The 16018-nt window shown below is 42.5% G+C and carries 16 protein-coding genes; 11 read left to right on the top strand and 5 right to left on the bottom strand.

All coding sequences use genetic code 11. The annotated features are described in order from the left end of the window. Positions 1–9: 9 nt before the first annotated feature. The gene (locus tag DFO72_RS20135; protein WP_113883686.1) at positions 10–549 is read right to left on the bottom strand and encodes a flavodoxin family protein; all 540 of its coding nucleotides are present in this window, start codon (positions 547–549) and stop codon (positions 10–12) included. Positions 550–862: 313 nt separating this feature from the next. Here DFO72_RS20135 and DFO72_RS20130 point away from each other — a divergent pair, with 313 nt between their 5' ends. The 3 genes from DFO72_RS20130 (at position 863) to DFO72_RS20115 (ending at position 5660) form a co-directional block, all read left to right on the top strand. Next, a complete protein-coding gene (locus DFO72_RS20130) occupies positions 863–1594 on the top strand; it encodes a nuclease-related domain-containing protein (protein ID WP_113883685.1) in 732 nt (243 codons plus the stop codon). A gap of 331 nt (positions 1595–1925) precedes the next feature. Beyond that, a complete protein-coding gene (locus DFO72_RS20120; RefSeq protein ID WP_113883683.1) occupies positions 1926–2375 on the top strand; it encodes a MarR family winged helix-turn-helix transcriptional regulator in 450 nt (149 codons plus the stop codon). A gap of 156 nt (positions 2376–2531) precedes the next feature. Beyond that, positions 2532–5660, top strand: a complete 3129-nt coding sequence (locus DFO72_RS20115; RefSeq protein WP_113883682.1) for an MMPL family transporter — start codon at positions 2532–2534, stop codon at positions 5658–5660. A gap of 110 nt (positions 5661–5770) precedes the next feature. On the opposite strand, the gene DFO72_RS20110 is transcribed toward DFO72_RS20115, so the two are convergent. Further along, positions 5771–6487, bottom strand: a complete 717-nt coding sequence (locus tag DFO72_RS20110) for a 3-ketoacyl-ACP reductase (protein WP_009331790.1) — start codon at positions 6485–6487, stop codon at positions 5771–5773. A gap of 141 nt (positions 6488–6628) precedes the next feature. On the opposite strand from DFO72_RS20110, the gene DFO72_RS20105 reads away from it, so the two are divergent. After that, positions 6629–7627 (top strand): LLM class flavin-dependent oxidoreductase, encoded by a 999-nt coding sequence (locus DFO72_RS20105; RefSeq protein ID WP_113883681.1) that lies wholly within the window; start codon positions 6629–6631, stop codon positions 7625–7627. Between the two features lie 230 nt (positions 7628–7857). On the opposite strand, the gene DFO72_RS20100 is transcribed toward DFO72_RS20105, so the two are convergent. Further along, positions 7858–8550, bottom strand: coding sequence for a C39 family peptidase (locus DFO72_RS20100; protein WP_113883680.1), 693 nt, complete (start codon positions 8548–8550; stop codon positions 7858–7860). Positions 8551–8677: 127 nt separating this feature from the next. After that, positions 8678–9532, bottom strand: coding sequence for a LiaG family protein (gene liaG, locus DFO72_RS20095; RefSeq protein ID WP_113883679.1), 855 nt, complete (start codon positions 9530–9532; stop codon positions 8678–8680). Positions 9533–9792: 260 nt separating this feature from the next. Between liaG and DFO72_RS20090 the strand changes: the two genes are divergently transcribed. The 4 genes from DFO72_RS20090 to def all read left to right on the top strand — a co-directional run bounded on the left by DFO72_RS20090 (position 9793) and on the right by def (position 13276). Continuing rightward, positions 9793–10335 (top strand): GNAT family N-acetyltransferase, encoded by a 543-nt coding sequence (locus tag DFO72_RS20090; protein WP_113883678.1) that lies wholly within the window; start codon positions 9793–9795, stop codon positions 10333–10335. Between the two features lie 471 nt (positions 10336–10806). Further along, positions 10807–12297, top strand: a complete 1491-nt coding sequence (locus DFO72_RS20085) for a potassium/proton antiporter (protein WP_113883677.1) — start codon at positions 10807–10809, stop codon at positions 12295–12297. A 216-nt stretch (positions 12298–12513) separates the two neighbouring features. Beyond that, positions 12514–12705, top strand: a complete 192-nt coding sequence (locus tag DFO72_RS20080; RefSeq protein WP_113883676.1) for a helix-turn-helix transcriptional regulator — start codon at positions 12514–12516, stop codon at positions 12703–12705. Beyond that, a complete protein-coding gene (gene def, locus DFO72_RS20075) occupies positions 12698–13276 on the top strand; it encodes a peptide deformylase (protein ID WP_113883675.1) in 579 nt (192 codons plus the stop codon). Before DFO72_RS20080 ends, def begins: the two co-directional genes overlap by 8 nt. A 38-nt stretch (positions 13277–13314) precedes the next feature. Here def and DFO72_RS30440 read toward each other — a convergent pair whose 3' ends face one another. Next, positions 13315–13446 carry a hypothetical protein gene (locus tag DFO72_RS30440; protein WP_019383278.1) on the bottom strand — a complete coding sequence of 44 codons (132 nt, stop codon included), beginning with the start codon at positions 13444–13446 and terminating at the stop codon, positions 13315–13317. A gap of 127 nt (positions 13447–13573) precedes the next feature. On the opposite strand from DFO72_RS30440, the gene DFO72_RS20070 reads away from it, so the two are divergent. The 3 genes from DFO72_RS20070 (at position 13574) to DFO72_RS20060 (ending at position 16018) form a co-directional block, all read left to right on the top strand. Continuing rightward, positions 13574–14401, top strand: a complete 828-nt coding sequence (locus DFO72_RS20070) for a DUF2935 domain-containing protein (RefSeq protein WP_113883674.1) — start codon at positions 13574–13576, stop codon at positions 14399–14401. A 107-nt stretch (positions 14402–14508) separates the two neighbouring features. Then, positions 14509–15330, top strand: a complete 822-nt coding sequence (locus DFO72_RS20065) for an amino acid ABC transporter substrate-binding protein (RefSeq protein ID WP_113883856.1) — start codon at positions 14509–14511, stop codon at positions 15328–15330. Continuing rightward, positions 15317–16018 carry an amino acid ABC transporter permease gene (locus DFO72_RS20060; RefSeq protein WP_113883673.1) on the top strand — a complete coding sequence of 234 codons (702 nt, stop codon included), beginning with the start codon at positions 15317–15319 and terminating at the stop codon, positions 16016–16018. The genes DFO72_RS20065 and DFO72_RS20060 overlap by 14 nt, the downstream gene beginning before the upstream one ends.

Here is a 16018-nt window from a genome sequence, read left to right as displayed (position 1 = left end):
TCCGCCTTTTTAATTTGAAAATAATGTATTCCACTGTTCGGCCTTCGCTAAAGCAAGAGTGTCCTCTTTAACTTCTCCCGGCTTTACTCCGCTTCCAATGATATAGTCAGCAAACTCCATACCCACAAACTCGAAGATATATTGGAATTGCTGAACAAGGGGAAGTCCTTTTACTTTCGCGCTGCTGCCGCCTGTAATAACAACGTAAGCTTTCTTCTTTGCCAGCTCCTCTTTCAGATTAAAGCGTTCATCCCTTAGATACTGTGACCAGCGATCAAAGAAATCCTTCATCGGCCCGCTCATGCCATACCAGTATAAAGGGGTGGCGAATACAAAAACATCATGTGAAAGCATGTGCTGCACTAATTGTTCATAGTCGTCATCAACCGGTGTAAAGCCCCCATCCGCATGCCTCTGATCCACAATCGGTTCGATTTGCAGGTCTGTTAATTTTACCAAAGTGTGATCAGTACCTTCTATGATCTTTTTCGCTAAATACTCCGAGTTCCCGTGTTCTCTGGTACTGCCCAGCAAGGCCAATACTTTCATCAAAATCGCCCCTTCGTTACTATCGTCTTTTTATGAATTTTACATAAAAATATTTGGGGAAGCAACGAAAGTAACTTTACATAACATTATTGCTTTAACTGCAGATGGGGTGTTGATGGTGAATCGCGCCTTTTTCTGTTTCGCTCATAAATTCTGGTTTTTCGCCGATAAACTTTAAATTTCGCTCATAAAATAATAAAATCGCTCATAAATCTCAAATGTCGCTCATAAAATTGAAATTTCGCCCATAAGGGAGGAATCTGATTCTTGCATGCAGAATTTTTAGTTGAATTATAAAGAAAGGAGTCAAAATATGATTGTAAAATCAAAAACAAAGCCACTCCTTCTGCACCAATTGGAGGCACTTTTGAACAGAATACCCGATAACCATTCAAAAAGGAGGTATATCGAAGAGGATTATGCTAAACAAAGGGCAGGATACAAAGGTGAAAAGTCTCTTGAGTATCATTTAAGCTATCTTCCAGAGAAGGATTATTATATTTTCCATGATTTAAGGCTCTCTGCTGGTAAACATTACTTTCAAATAGATATCCTCATTCTCACCCCTTTTTTCATCTCTATCCTGGAGGTTAAAAACATTTCAGGTTCACTGTACTTTAATCCTGTATTTACCCAGCTGGTTCGTACCATCGAAGATACAGAGGAGGGATTTCCTGACCCAGTCAAACAGGTAAAAAGACAAGCCTATCATTTAAAAAGCTGGATAGAAGAACAAAGATTTCCCGTGCCGCCGATCGAACCTCTGGTTGTTATAGGCAATGAACGCTCGGTCATCAAATTCCATCCCCGCGATAAAATCAACCCACAGCTGGTTATTCCTTCCTCAGAAATCCCCTATAAAATCAATTACTTTACAAATAAATACAAAGCTGAAGCTTATTCCACCAGACAGCTTAAAAAGCTGATCACCAAACTTGAAATCAGCCATACTCCCCTTTTAACAGAGATCCTCCAGCGATATCAAATAAGTCCCGCTGAGCTTAAACAAGGGGTCCAATGCCAGAAATGTTTTCCCTTCCGATGATAAGAATGCATGGGAGGTGGATCTGTTCAGCTTGCAAACATCTCTCCAAAGATGGGCATATTCAATCCCTTCAGGATTACTCTCTTCTAATTGACCAATCAATCTCCAATGCCCAAGCAAAGGAATATTTAGGGATAGAATCAAGAGACACCGTTAAAAGACTTCTCCAATCAGTTAGCGGGAAGAAGGAAGGTGTGAGACGCGAAACTAAATATGCATTGGATTTTTTTATTGACAAGCCAAGTTCGCTCCATTAAAGTTAACTACGTTAATAGTTAAATAGTTGAACAGTTAAATGATAGAATAATTTCTTTGTGAGGTGAATATATAAGTGAATGTGCCAAATATTAAGGATTTGGTCGACCGGTATATTGCGGTTTCTTTTTCCGTTGAGAAAAAGGCTGCGTCACTTGTGAAAAATCAGATTGGCAGCGACCTGACCAATGACCAGCATTTTACACTGAGGTACATAAATCAGGTGGGATCTTGTACTTCGTCAGAGCTTGCAGAAGTGTTTGACGTGAAAAAGAGCGCGATTACTGCGATGATCACGCGCATGTGGGAAAAAGGGCTGATTCAGCGAACACGAGATGAAAATGATCGCAGGGTTGTCTATTTGACACTTACCGAAAAAGGGAGTGAGTTGTACGTCAAAGCAGAAGAAAAGATTCATAACCTTGTAGAATCACTGATAAACAGATTTGATCAGGCCGAAATCCAGCAGTTCATTGAAACCTTTGAAAAATTGGATAAAGTACTATCGCAGTCTAACGGGCAGTAAGACTCCCGCTTTAGACTCAGAGCAATCGAAGGAGTATGGGCGGGAGACAAACTGCCCGTATAGGCCAGATTGGTTCAACTAACAATCAGCGGGTGGGAGAGAACCCCTACTGATTGAAGTTTCACTTTATCAGAAAACAAAGCGGGGGATTAAAGAGTGTATTCAATTATTAAAAGAAAATGGCTTGTCATTGCCGTTTGGATCGCAGTGGTTGCCGGCTTGTTTATGGCAGCGCCAAACATGGCAGATCTGGTCCGCGATAAAGGGCAGATTACTGTGCCTGAAGAGTATTCATCCACACTTGCCGGGGATATTATGCAAGAAGTGCAGAAGCAGGAAGGCGGCGGGGATGAGACCCAGGTTGCACTTGTTTTCCATAATGATAAAAAGCTCACTGGAGAAGAAATCAAAGAAGCGGAGAAAGCTATCCGGACGCTTGAGGATAAGAGCGATGAAATGGGAATTTCGAAAATTCTTACCCATTTTAATGAAGAAAGCTTGAAAGAACAGCTGGTTTCAGAGGATGGCAAGTCCATTTTGGCTTCTGTCAATGTAAGCTGGAACGACCGTGAGCCAGCTGAGCTGAGTGAAGAGCTTTATTCAGCTATTGATGATGCAAAGGTAGATCATTATTATACGAGTGAATGGCTGATTAATGAAGATCTCATGAACAGTTCGCAGGAAGGACTGAAAAAAACGGAAGGAATCACAGTCGTCTTTATTCTGGTTGTTCTGCTGCTGGTATTCCGATCAGTGGTTGCGCCAATGATCCCGCTGCTGACAGTTGGATTTACCTATCTTGCCTCACAATCCATTGTGGCATTTTTAGTTGATAGACTGGATTTTCCTATTTCGAACTATACCCAGATTTTCCTTGTGGCGATTCTGTTTGGGATTGGAACAGACTATTGTATCCTGCTGTTAAGCCGTTTTAAAGAAGAACTTTCTTATAATGAAAGCACAGCGGATGCCATTGTGGCAACATACCGAAATGCGGGACGAACAGTATTTTTCAGCGGTTTGGCTGTTATGATTGGCTTTGCTGCAATTGGCTTCTCGCAATTTATTCTTTATCAGTCAGCAGCAGCTGTGGCCATTGGTGTAGCAATATTATTAATTGCTTTATTTACCATTGTGCCATTCTTTATGGCAGTGCTGGGGCAGAAAATTTTCTGGCCTTCGAAGAAGAGTGCAGAGCATGGAGAAAGCAAGCTATGGGGTACAGTCGGCCGATTCTCGCTTGCGCGTCCATTTCTGGCATTGCTAATAGTGGCAGCCGTTTGTGTGCCGTTCCTGGTGACATATGACGGAGAACTTTCTTACAACTCCCTTGAGGAAATCGGCGGAGATGTTAATTCCATTAAAGCGTTTAATGCTATTGCTGACAGCTTTGGGCCCGGAGAATCCATGCCAACGCAAATCGTCTTGAAAAACGATGAGGAAATGGATTCCGCAGAATATGTAGGCCTGGCTGAAAAAATCAGCCGTGAGGTTGAAAAAGTAGATTTGGTGGATACAGTCCGCTCTGTCACAAGACCGACTGGAGAGCCAATCGAAGACTTCTTTGTTGCCAAACAAGCTGAGACTCTTGAAGAAGGCCTAGGAGAAGGTAAGGACGGATTAAACAAAATTTCAGACGGCTTAAGTGAAGCAAGCACCGAACTGTCAAGATCAGAGCCTGAGCTGCAGAATGCCACAAAAGGCATCAATGATTTGATCTCTGGCACCAATGAAGTCAAGTCCGGCCTTGGCGAAATTCAAACGAACCTTGCAAAAATTGAAGATGGTATTCGTCAGGGGTCTGCGGGTTCAGATCAAATTAAAGCCGGCTTGGAAAAATCCAAGGCTGGTGCCGAAGAGCTTCTTGCCGGACACCAGAAGCTGCTAGTCGGATATCAGTCAGCAGAACAGTTCATTCCTTCACTGATTGCAGGCTATAAAGAAATCCAGACGAATTTAAATCAGCTATCGGATGGCATCAAACAGTCGAATGATGCACTGTTTGGCTATGTTGAAACAAATGACCCAGCATTGGCACAAGATCCACAGTATCAAGCTATTAAAGGTCAGGTAGCAGGCCTGCAGCAGCAGCTTCCAAAGGTTTCAGATGGGATTAATGCTGCTAATGGGGGCTTAACAAAGCTGCAGAATGGATTGGCCGAAGCGAATAGAAACTTTGGAGCGGCCATATCCGGCCAAAAGGAATTAGCTGCAGGCCTCCAGCAGCTTATCAAAGGAATTGAAGCCCAGCAGGCAGGACTCAATCAGCTTGCTGACGGGCAGGGGCAAATCGTCGATAATTTTCCGAAGCTGACAAATGGTTTAGCAGGAATCAATGGCGGGCAGGAACAGCTGCTGGCAGGATTCGGCGATCTTGGCGGACAAATCAGCCAGCTGACAGATGGTCTTGGCCAGAGCGCAGATGGACTGGAACAGGTGTCCGAAGGTCTCGGTTCGGCACAGGATTATCTGGCAGGCCTATCAAATTCGGAAAATATGGATGGTTTCTATCTGCCGCCTGAAGTTCTGGAGGATGAAGAGTTTGCCCAGGTATTTGATGTCTATTTGTCAGAGGACCGTAAAGTGATGACAATGGATGTAGTGCTTGAAGCAAATCCTTACTCCAACGAAGCCATTAACCAGGTGGACGAAATCAAAGAAGCTGTGGAAAGAGCGGCAAAAGGGACTAAGCTTGAAAATGCAGTTGTCGCAGTGGGCGGGATTACTAGCACGAATGCTGATTTGAGTACAATGTCAGATCAGGATTATTCCCGTACAGTTGTATTGATGCTGCTTGGCATTTCGATCATTCTTGTGTTCCTTTTCAGGTCTATCATAATGCCAATCTATTTAATTGGTTCATTGATTTTGACCTACTATACAAGTATGGCAATGAATGAAGCGATTTTTGTAAATCTGCTCGGATATTCGGGCATCAGCTGGGCGGTTCCATTCTTTGCATTCGTTATTTTGGTCGCACTTGGTGTTGACTATAGCATTTTCTTAATGGACCGCTTTAATGAATATCGTGACCTTTCAATTGCAGACGCCATGCTGTTGTCCATGAAGAAGATGGGCACAGTTATTATCTCAGCTGCCGTTATCCTTGGCGGAACATTCGCGGCAATGATGCCATCCGGAATGCTGTCGCTATTGCAGATCGCGTCCATCGTTCTAGTCGGATTAATGCTTTACGCACTGGTAGTGCTGCCTTTATTTATTCCGGTTATGGTCAAGAACTTCGGCCAGGCTAATTGGTGGCCATTTAAAAGAAGTGCAAATTAAGTTATGTTGAGACTGTCTTTAAGGCAGTCTCTTTTTGATGGGAGAAAAAGTTTATTTCAAAAAGAAAAATAAAGCCCCAATCATTAAACGATTGGGGCTTCTCCAAAATCTTATGGATTTGTCGACCACATGCCTGCTGTCTTCACAAACACCCGAGGGTTTAATTTCAGCTGTGCAACCATGAATTCTGCGAGGTCTTCCGGCTGCATAACTTTCTCCGGGTTGCCGTCTGTCAGGTTTGTTTCAATCGCAAGGTCAGTGGCAACCGTGCTTGGAGTCAATGCGCTAACTCGGATATTATGCTTTCGAACCTCAAGCATCAGGGACTCTGTTAAGCCTAAAACGGCAAATTTGGATGCGCTGTATGCACTAGTGACAGGTGCACCTTTTTGGCCGGCTGTGGATGCAATGTTGATAATGTCTCCGGACTTCTGTTCGATCATTTCAGGAAGAACGGCTCTTGTAACATTATAAACACCCATCAAGTTGACCTGGATGATGCTTTCCCACTCATCAGGAGATAGTTCCAGGAATCCTCCAAATTTGGCAATTCCGGCATTGTTAATCAGGATATCCACAGAGCCAAGGTCTGACTTAATATGCTCAACTGCATGGGTAACGGCTTCAAGGTCGGCAACATCGGCTGCAGCAGCAGATACATTCACATCGTACTGGCTAAGTTCATCCGCCATTTTTTCAAGATTTTCAATCGTGCGGCCAAGTAAACCAATATTGACGCCTTCTTTCGCGAGCGCGATAGCTGCTGCACGCCCGATTCCTCTGCCTGCTCCTGTAATTAGAGCTGTTTTGCCTTTTAATGTATGCATTGTTTTTCCTCCTCAAAAAAAATCATTCATATACTACCAGAAAGGCTGTAAATTTCCTAATAAATCGCTTGCGCAGTTGAGACATTTGAGGAAAATGTATTTCTTGTGATAAGATCATCTTCAATAAAAGGGGGTGTTCTAATGAAGCTCAGTGTTTTGGATCAATCTGTCGTGGCAAAAGGGGATACTGCAGCTGAAACTTTTCGTAAAACAGTGAAGCTTGCCCAAGTGGCAGAAGAGCTTGGCTACTCCCGTTTTTGGGTGGCTGAGCATCATAATTCGAATGGAATGGCTGGCTCCTCACCGGAAATTCTTATCTCCCATATTGCATCAAGCACCAGCAGAATTAATGTCGGTTCAGGCGGAATCCTTCTGCCGCAATACAGCCCTTATAAAATTGCCGAAAATTTTAATGTGCTCCAAACTCTATTTCCTGGACGAATCGATTTAGGCATTGGGAGGTCTCCCGGAGGATCCGCATCCACCCGGCTTGCGCTGACAGATGGAGTAAGGAAAAGTCTAAATGAGTTTCCGAGACAGCTTAGGGATTTGCAGGGGTTTTTGAACAAAGAGCTTCCAGAAGGCCATCCTTATCAGCAAGTGAAAGCTTTTCCACAGGCTGAAGATCCTGCACTATTGTGGCTTCTTGGAATTACACATCGGGGAGCAAGACTGGCAGCGGAATATGGAACTGCCTTTACGTATGGCCACTTTATCAATCCTGCCAACGGAAAGAAAGCAATTGATACATATTTCAGCCAATTCCATCCTTCATCAGCTTTGTCTGAGCCGAAAGCAAATGTGTGTATTTTTGTTGTATGCGCTGAGACACAGGAAGAGGCCGAGAAGCTGGCTTTGAGCCAGGATATGTGGCTTCTGGCAGTTGAAAAAGGGCGAGATACGAGATTAATCCCAAGCATAGAAGCTGAAGGTATCCAGCTCACACATGTGGAAAACGAAAAAATTACTGAAAACCGCAAGCGGATGTTAGTCGGCACCCCGGCAAAAGTAAAAGAGGAATTGAAGCTGCTCAGCGAAATCTACGGAACAGATGAGTTTATGGTCATTACCAATATTCATGGCTTTCAAGACAAACTGAATTCGTACAAACTGCTGGCCGAAGCTTTCGGCTTAGTTTAAAATTTGTAATTCACAAATCATCCACGGATTTAGGATTATTTTCATGTTAGAGCTTCCCATTATTTCAAAATGTGCATAACTAGTTCATTGACTTTTTCAATTATTCTGAAGTATCCACAATTAAACCCCGATTCATCCACACTAAGTGGATAATCCAAGAAGACAATAGAGTTATCCACATAGGTGATCTTGATTTAAAACAAAAAGTTATCCCCATACATCCGGGTTTTTTATTTATCCACATAAGTGATTGCCTGTCTTCCTATCTGTTCCCATCCGGCAATGAACTTGTCCTTTTGGTATTGGGTATTTTTCTCCTTAAGCGGATCATTTGCATAGATATGATCTTCATCATAGCCTGTGACTAATACAGCATGCATTCGGTAGGTTATTTTGACGGGGCCATCTTTAGTTTCCCAGGTTTCCCATTCTGAATCAGGCAATACATCGTAAGTGCTGGTGATGATCACCCAGACTGGTCTTCCGTCATCAAGCTGCTCTATTACTTTGTCGAACCCGCTGCCTGTCAGGTCTTCAATTTTTCCTGGCAAATGGCTTTCAGCCAGTTCTGCAACGGGTTCATGGTAGGCACCGAGTCCAGGTTCATCCAATGTCTGCATATTGCCAACAAAGCCTTTATGAATATTTCCCCTATAGCCATCCTTTTCGAAAGGAACACGGTTTATTTTTTCGGCTAATTCCATTTTATCGGTCTCTTCTCCTGCATGATTCAGGAGCATAGCAAGACTGGTTACTTCACATCCTCTTTCAAGCTCAGGCTTTTGCAAATAATGAGGGGCATCAATTAACACTTTGCCGTCCTCCTGTTCTTCGGATTCAGTTTCACTTTCCTGGCCGGGAATCCAGGATGGTGAAGAGCAGCCTGACAGCAGAATGGATGCCAGTAAAATAGCTTTCTTCAAGACTCCACTCCTTTGTGAAATTTCGTTTGTCAAAATAATGGGTATAAGACTATTTCCCCATGGTGTCGAGTGTTAACCCCCTTTCAGCATTAAAAAAAGCCCGATTTCCCGGACTTCAATGCAGCAGTTAATTAATTTCAGCTTTCCCGCTGGATACAGAGATACGGATGTCATGTTCCCCTGATCCATGTTTGCCGGAAATATCATTTTTATCACGTTTCTCATCATCTAATTCAATATTGCTGCTGATATGGCCGCTGCTTGCTTTGCCCTTTAAGGTGAAGTCAGCATCATCAGGCAAATCAAGACGGACAAAGCCTGAACTTGCTTCCACTTTAATTGAGTCAATCAGTTTGCCGACCATTATATCCAGCTGTCCCGAAGATACTCCGGCATCAAGTTTGCCCTGGTAGTTGCGGATCTTTACTTTGCCGGAACTCATATCTATTTCTCCTGCACGGGTAATGATATGATCTGCTTCCATCATCCCTGATGAACCTTCATGCTCAAATTCATCAGTCTTAATGTTGGCAAGGCTGACTTTGCCGGAGCTCATATGAACATTCAGACTCTCAAGCTCGAAAGGCTTGCTTTCAGATTCACCGGCAAAATTCAGACGGCCAGAACCAATGTCAATGGACATGGACTTATTGAAATCTTCAGGAATGTAAATCTTCAGATTGGTTTTATTATTGAAAAACTGAAAGCCGTCGAGCCACTTTCTTTTGTATTCTACACGAACTTCGTCTCCTGACTTGTTTACGGTCACCTTCCCTTTACCGTCAAGCACAGCTTTAACATTATTTCTCTTTTCAGGAATAATGACTGTATCTGAACTTGATACATCTATGCTGATATTATCTGTCCTCTCGCTGAGAGAAGCTTCGGTACTGCTTCCTCCAGAACTTAGCCAGCTGTTTACACCGGTAAAAAGCAAATAAGAACAGATTAAAATGATAAAAATGGCGAAAATCCTTTTCACTATGAACCCCTGCTTTCCTTCGAAAATTTCTTAATTATATTGTATGTTAATGCCATTTCATGCACATTGAGCCCCAGCTTTAATTTTAGCTAAGACTTGAGGCGTACAGAATATAGTTTAACGTTTTTGTCCCGAGGGGGATGCGCAATATTCAGAGCAGCAAAAGTTCTAGAGAGAAGCTCTGGTAATATTAACTTTCTAAATAGAATTCTCTTTTTACTGCTAATATCTTATTATAAAAGGAAAAAACAGGAGAATCTATGGAAATCACAACTGTCAATGGAAAAACAATTAATGTCGGTGTGCCTGAGGTATGCGATAAAAAGCTGGCTGCTGCTGAGCTGAAAATGATTAAATCGGATATAAAGTTTGTACCGATCTTAAAAGATCACGAGACTGCTGCAAAAGAATTAATACTGAATGGATTCCAGGAACGCTTCGGATTTATTGACCATTCGTTAAATCCTGATTTGAATTGCCTTACAGAAACATATAACGGTGAAGGCACCCTCTTTCTGGCTGGTTTGATTGAAAATGAACTGGTGTGTACGGGTGCAATAACCAATGAAGGCAATGGGGAATGCAGGCTGCAGCGAATGTCTGTAAAAAAGGAATTCCGGGGTCAGGGCATTGCCAGTATGATGGTACGGCAACTGGAGGATCGCGCCAAAGCAGCCGGTTACAGAAAAGTTGTCCTCGAAACAAATATTGCATGGGATAGTGCGGTAAACCTCTATAAACGCTGCGGATATAAGGCGTATAAACTGGAAGATGCGATGATTCATCTATCTAAAGAAATTTAGCGGATTTGCCTAATGGCAAGTCCGATTTTTTTAAAAGCATGCATATGAAGTGCAATGTTACATAATATATGTTATGATGTATTTATGTTACATTAAAAAAATCGATAAAGATAGTGAAAGCGGCAAAAGATAATCTTATGCTGGAAACAAAGCTCGCGATTCACTGTCACTTCTTTTCTAATAGCAGATCTTCACCCTACTGAAGATCCGTCATGAACTGCTGTCATCACCTCTCCTGGCATTACACTGGCTAACATTTAATTCTGCCTTTTTCGTACAGGGCACAAGTCATTCAAGGCAAATTCTCCGTTGTAAAAAAGTCACTTAAGTCTGATCAAGAGACTCAATTTTGCATGATAGTCTCCTTTCATACAGCTTTACTGATTCAATAAAACGAATTCCTCAACAATAATAGAATATTTTTTATTACCTATATCCTTTGATTAAATCTAAATAAAGAAGGTGATCGTATTGGCTGAATTTATTTGGCACACAGATGCACTTATCCTATTGGCTGCTATCCTTTTTATTATTGGTGTTATGACAACTAAATTTTCTGCACGGCTTGGTGTGCCTGCTCTTGTTCTCTTTATCGCGGTCGGGATGGGATTGGGGCAATTCATTTATTTTGATAATGCGAGAATAGCGCAGATGATTGGGGTTTTGGCCTTTATCATTATTTTGTTTGAAGGAGGACTGCAGACGAACTGGAAAACAGCTCGGACGGTCATTGTACCTTCCTTATCATTGGCAACCTTAGGTGTTGTAATTACTACCGGGCTTGTTGCCGTGGCGGCAAAGTTTATTCTCGGGGCAGATTGGCCTGTCGCGGTGCTTTTTGGCGCGATTGTCGGATCAACTGATGCAGCTGCCGTTTTTGCTGTATTAAAAGGGCAAAATATAAAGCCCAGGATTTCCGCAACATTGGAAGCCGAGTCTGGCTCCAATGATCCCATGGCAGTGTTCCTGACAGTTGCCATGATTGAGTTGATTATGACTCCTGGCTCCGGCATTTTCTCTCTTATTGGTTCCTTCTTTATCCAAATGGGAGTGGGAGCAATAGCCGGTCTCCTGTTTGGCAAATTCGCAATATGGTCATTGAATAAAATTAACTTGGATTCAAGCGGGCTTTATCCTGTGTTTGCAACTGGATTTGCCATGCTGACATATGGAATAACTGCTTATCTGGGAGGCAGCGGCCTTCTTGCTGTATATGTAGCAGGTATTATGATAGGAAATGCAGACATTGCCTATCGCCACTCTGTTTTCCGTTTTACAGAAGGGTTTGCCTGGATGATGCAAATTGCGATGTTCGTCATTTTGGGTCTCCTGGTCTTCCCGAATGAACTTTTCCAATCTGACATTTTGCTAAAAGGCCTGGCTCTTTCAGCTCTTCTTATGTTTGTTGCCAGACCTGCTGCTGTGTTCTTAACCACCATCAAGATGGGCTTCTCAATGAAGGAATTGATCTTCTTATCTTGGGCAGGTTTAAAAGGAGCTGTGCCAATCGTGCTGGCCACTTTCCCGCTGTTATCCGGTGTGGAAGGAAGTCACGAAATTTTCAATGTTGTCTTTTTCGTTGTCCTGACAAGCGCTCTTATCCAGGGGTCAACGATTACATGGTTAGCCGAAAAGCTCGGTCTGGCTGGGCCTGAGAAGGCTACTCCCATGCATTCCCTGGAATTGGTCTCCCTTGGAAAAGCAGATGCTGAAATGATTGAATTCGAAATAGAAGAAGATGCATTCATTATCGGGCAAAATCTGATGGAGATCCCGTTTCCTGAAGGCGCACTCGTCAATGCAATCATTCGTAAAGATGAGTTAATTACTCCAACAGGCAACACCCAAATTGAGCAGGGAGATTTTCTTTACATTCTTACTAAGAGAAAATATAAAAGAGAGCTCAAGCTGCTGCTGAAAAAGAAAAAGCCAGCTGAAACTCTGGTAGAAGCAGAGGCGTAGACAACTAGGAACCAGTGTGGAGAAAGATCTGCACTGGTTTTTTTGCAATTTCGCGGATATTTTGTGTTTGTTCGCTAAAAAGCAAGTAAAATTGCGGATAAACCTTCTATTTTTCACGGGGGAAATTTCATGCACACCAACCAATGTCCAAAGTGTTGGACATCCTGCCATCTGAAATGCTACCATAAAAACAGTTTCAGCCCAAAAGGTGATAGGATGAAAAATAAAATAAAGGAAATAAGAAAAAAGCTGGGAATAACTCAGAAAAGGCTCGCTCAAGAATGCAGTGTGGCCAGGCAGACAATCAATTGCATAGAAAATAATAAATATGATCCCACATTGGAGTTAGCTTTTAGAATTTCTAAAACATTAAAAGTAAAGGTAGATGAATTGTTTATTTATGAGTAAATTTAATGCTGATACAATCATTACTATGAAAGATATTGTGCGGGAAGGGGATCCGATCCTGCGTGAGGCAACAAATGAGGTCACAGTGCCTTTGACTGAAGAAGATCGCGGAACGCTGATTGCGATGATGCAATATTTGAAGAACAGCCAGGACCCTGCCATTGCAAAGAAATATGGCTTGCGTCCGGGCATTGGGCTATCTGCCAACCAAATTGGCCTTAACAAACGGATGTTTACCGCCTATTTTACCAATGAAAAAGCTGAGCCTCAGGAGTATTTCGTAATTAATCCAAGAATCATCAGCCACTCTATCGGTGTCATTTTCCTGCCGGAGGGTGAGGGCTGCCTGTCTGTAGACCGTGACGTAAAAGGGTATGTACCCCGTTATGAGCGCATTAAGGTAAAAGCCCATAATTTTGAAGGCGAAGAAGTGACACTCCGATTCAAGGGTATCCCGGCCATCATTATGCAGCATGAAATCGACCATCTGAACGGAATAATGTTTTATGATCGAATTGATAAAAATGACCCGTTCAGGATTCCGGAAAACTCGGTTATGGATAGCTTTTAATATGAAAAACCGGCTTCTAAACCGAAGCCGGTTTTCTCTTAATCCAAATCAGTCTTATCCTTTTGATCTTTATTCCTCTTATTGCCCTTGCTGTTATCTCCGCTGATGGCTGATTGATTTCCTCTTGGTGAATTTTGATTATTGCTGCCTTTATTGAACTTTTTTGTCATAGCGATTCTCCTTTCTTATAAATGCTTCCTTATTTTTTCTAAAGCGCTCCTTTTTTATCCGACCCCCCTTCATCTTTCCTTTATGAAAGGCATATACATTTAAAAGGATTATAATGGGGGGATCTAAATGAATGAAATAGGATTGACACCGTGGGAGGAGCATGCTTTTTGGCTGGAGATTCTTGAAGATCATACGATTTTTGTGAGGGACAATCTTTCTCCAACAGAAAGCAAGTATGTAAAAAGAGCGGATGAATACAGACAAGCCTTCCGTAACCTTAGAAATAGGCTTAATCAGTTATCTCCATCTGCAGAAGCAAACTCACAGGAGGCAATCGCCATGGCCATGGAGATATGGCCAATTGCAAACGGCTATTTTCAATTTGAAGGAAAGCTCCAGAATCTGAGAATCAATAATTTAATCAATCTTAATCTCTCGCCAACTTATTTTAACGGCACATTAAGTGAAAATCAGGAATATCTGCGCTTGCTGTCCTATTATGCAAAAGGGCTAACACCGCCGCCGCAATCCCTTTTTGATTTGCTGGATTTGTGGCTGGAGGATCAGCTGGGGCACATCATTCTTCTGAGAAATTCAATCGATCCAATTGAGGTATTTGTAAATGAACAGGCCGAAATCTATACCCGGATTTTTCAGGGTTTCCTGGTGCAGAACCGACATATGAAAGGATATCTCCGGTTTACGCAGCCAGGATTCCCGCGCCAGCAGGAAATGGCAAGGGATGTAGGGCTGGCTGTGATTGAAATGAATGAATACATTAAGGGGATAGTCCAGAAATACACCGGCAAAAGGATTCTCAATAAAACAACCCTGAGATTTCTCGAACATCATTTCCCTGAAGCCTGCTATTTAATTAAAAAGCTCAGCTACTATGCTCCTGAACTGACGGAAGAAGCCTCTAAATGTTCTTTGAAAAAACCATCATATTCTTAGTATCCTAAAGCCTTCTTTTAGAAAGAGGGTTTTTTTCTTTGGCCTCCTATAAACTAAGCACTTTAGGAAAAGATAAAATAAAAACATTTCTTAAACAGGAGGCAAACATGAAAAAGACTTTTTTTAGTGCTGTTCTAATCTGTTTAGTTTTAATCATTTCAGGGTGCGGGACGAATAAAGCAAACCCGGAAAATCAGGATCAGCCGGCGTCAGAAGAGCAGAAGCAGGACTTATGGGCAAAAGTGCAGGATGAGGGGAAACTGCTAATTGGAACGGAAGGCACTTATCCGCCATTCACCTTCCATGATGATAAAGGCAACCTTACTGGTTTTGATGTGGAAATCTCAAAGGAAGTGGCCAAAAGGCTTGGTGTGAAGCCGGAATTTCTGGAAACACAATGGGATGCAATGTTCGCCGGATTGGATTCAAAACGATTCGATATGATTGCAAACCAGGTGGGGATTCGCCCTGACCGCCAGGAGAAATACGATTTTTCGGATCCTTATATTTCTTCTGCAGCTGTTTTGATTACACATGAATCCAATGATTCAGTTTCAAGCTTTGAAGACATAAAGGGTTTGAAAGCCGCACAGTCCATGACAAGCAATTATGCTGATCTGGCAAAGTCTTATGGAGCAGAAATTGTAGGAGTAGACGGATTTAACCAGGCGATTGAACTGATTAACTCAAAGCGTGCAGATGTTACACTCAACGATAATTTGTCTTTTTTGGACTTTAAAAAACATAAACCTGATGCTCCAGTCAAAATCGCGGACGAATCCGAAGATGCTTCCCAAAGCGGCCTAATGTTCAGGAAGGGAAGCGATACATTGGTTGATGAAGTCAATAAAGCATTGACCGAAATGATAGAGGATGGCACTTACTTGAAAATTTCAGAAAAATGGTTTGGCGAAGATGTACTTAAGTAGTATTTTTGCCAACCCGGAAAGGGTCGAAAGACTTTTAGAGATTGGAAAGAATTCATTCCAGCCATTGCTTGAGGGTGCCATTGTTTATACCATCCCATTAACACTGATTTCATTTATATGCGGGCTGGCATTGGCAATATTTACGGCACTTGCCCGCACTTCGGGAAATAAGGCACTGGAGACGATAGCAAGAATATATGTATCAGCAATAAGGGGCACGCCGCTTCTTGTGCAGCTTTTCATCATTTTTTACGGGCTCCCGACGATTGGTGTCATTATTGATCCTTTCCCTTCAGCGATCATAGGATTTTCGCTGAATGTAGGGGCGTACGCCTCCGAAATTATCCGGGCGGCCATCCTTTCGATCCCAAAAGGACAATGGGAAGCGGGATATTCCATAGGCATGTCCTATTCACAGACGCTTAAGAGAATTATTCTTCCGCAGGCATCCAGGGTATCGCTGCCGCCGCTATCCAATTCATTCATCAGTCTTGTAAAAGATACCTCTCTGGCTTCCATGATTTTGGTCACGGAGATGTTCCGAAGAGCACAGGAAATAGCTGCAACCAATTATGAATTTTTACTTCTATATACGCAGGCTGCCTTTATATATTGGGTGATTTGCTTTATGCTTTCGATCCTGCAGGGGAGGCTTGAACGCCGTCTGGACAGATATATTTCTTCATGA

The sequence above is a fragment of the Cytobacillus oceanisediminis genome, from assembly GCF_004366035.1.
Lineage (GTDB): Bacteria > Bacillota > Bacilli > Bacillales > Cytobacillaceae > Cytobacillus > Cytobacillus oceanisediminis_C.
This window is presented reverse-complemented; position numbering and strand designations above follow the sequence as displayed.

What these genes read in the sequence shown, in the direction of transcription:
- DFO72_RS20135 (WP_113883686.1), bottom strand. Translation starts at nt 549, where the DNA reads ATGAAAGTATTGGCCTTGCTGGGCAGTACCAGAGAACACGGGAACTCG.
- DFO72_RS20130 (WP_113883685.1), top strand. Translation starts at nt 863, where the DNA reads ATGATTGTAAAATCAAAAACAAAGCCACTCCTTCTGCACCAATTGGAG.
- DFO72_RS20110 (WP_009331790.1), bottom strand. Translation starts at nt 6,487, where the DNA reads ATGCATACATTAAAAGGCAAAACAGCTCTAATTACAGGAGCAGGCAGA.
- DFO72_RS20105 (WP_113883681.1), top strand. Translation starts at nt 6,629, where the DNA reads ATGAAGCTCAGTGTTTTGGATCAATCTGTCGTGGCAAAAGGGGATACT.
- DFO72_RS20090 (WP_113883678.1), top strand. Translation starts at nt 9,793, where the DNA reads ATGGAAATCACAACTGTCAATGGAAAAACAATTAATGTCGGTGTGCCT.
- DFO72_RS20080 (WP_113883676.1), top strand. Translation starts at nt 12,514, where the DNA reads ATGAAAAATAAAATAAAGGAAATAAGAAAAAAGCTGGGAATAACTCAG.
- def (WP_113883675.1), top strand. Translation starts at nt 12,698, where the DNA reads ATGAGTAAATTTAATGCTGATACAATCATTACTATGAAAGATATTGTG.
- DFO72_RS30440 (WP_019383278.1), bottom strand. Translation starts at nt 13,446, where the DNA reads ATGACAAAAAAGTTCAATAAAGGCAGCAATAATCAAAATTCACCAAGA.
- DFO72_RS20070 (WP_113883674.1), top strand. Translation starts at nt 13,574, where the DNA reads ATGAATGAAATAGGATTGACACCGTGGGAGGAGCATGCTTTTTGGCTG.
- DFO72_RS20065 (WP_113883856.1), top strand. Translation starts at nt 14,509, where the DNA reads ATGAAAAAGACTTTTTTTAGTGCTGTTCTAATCTGTTTAGTTTTAATC.
- DFO72_RS20060 (WP_113883673.1), top strand. Translation starts at nt 15,317, where the DNA reads ATGTACTTAAGTAGTATTTTTGCCAACCCGGAAAGGGTCGAAAGACTT.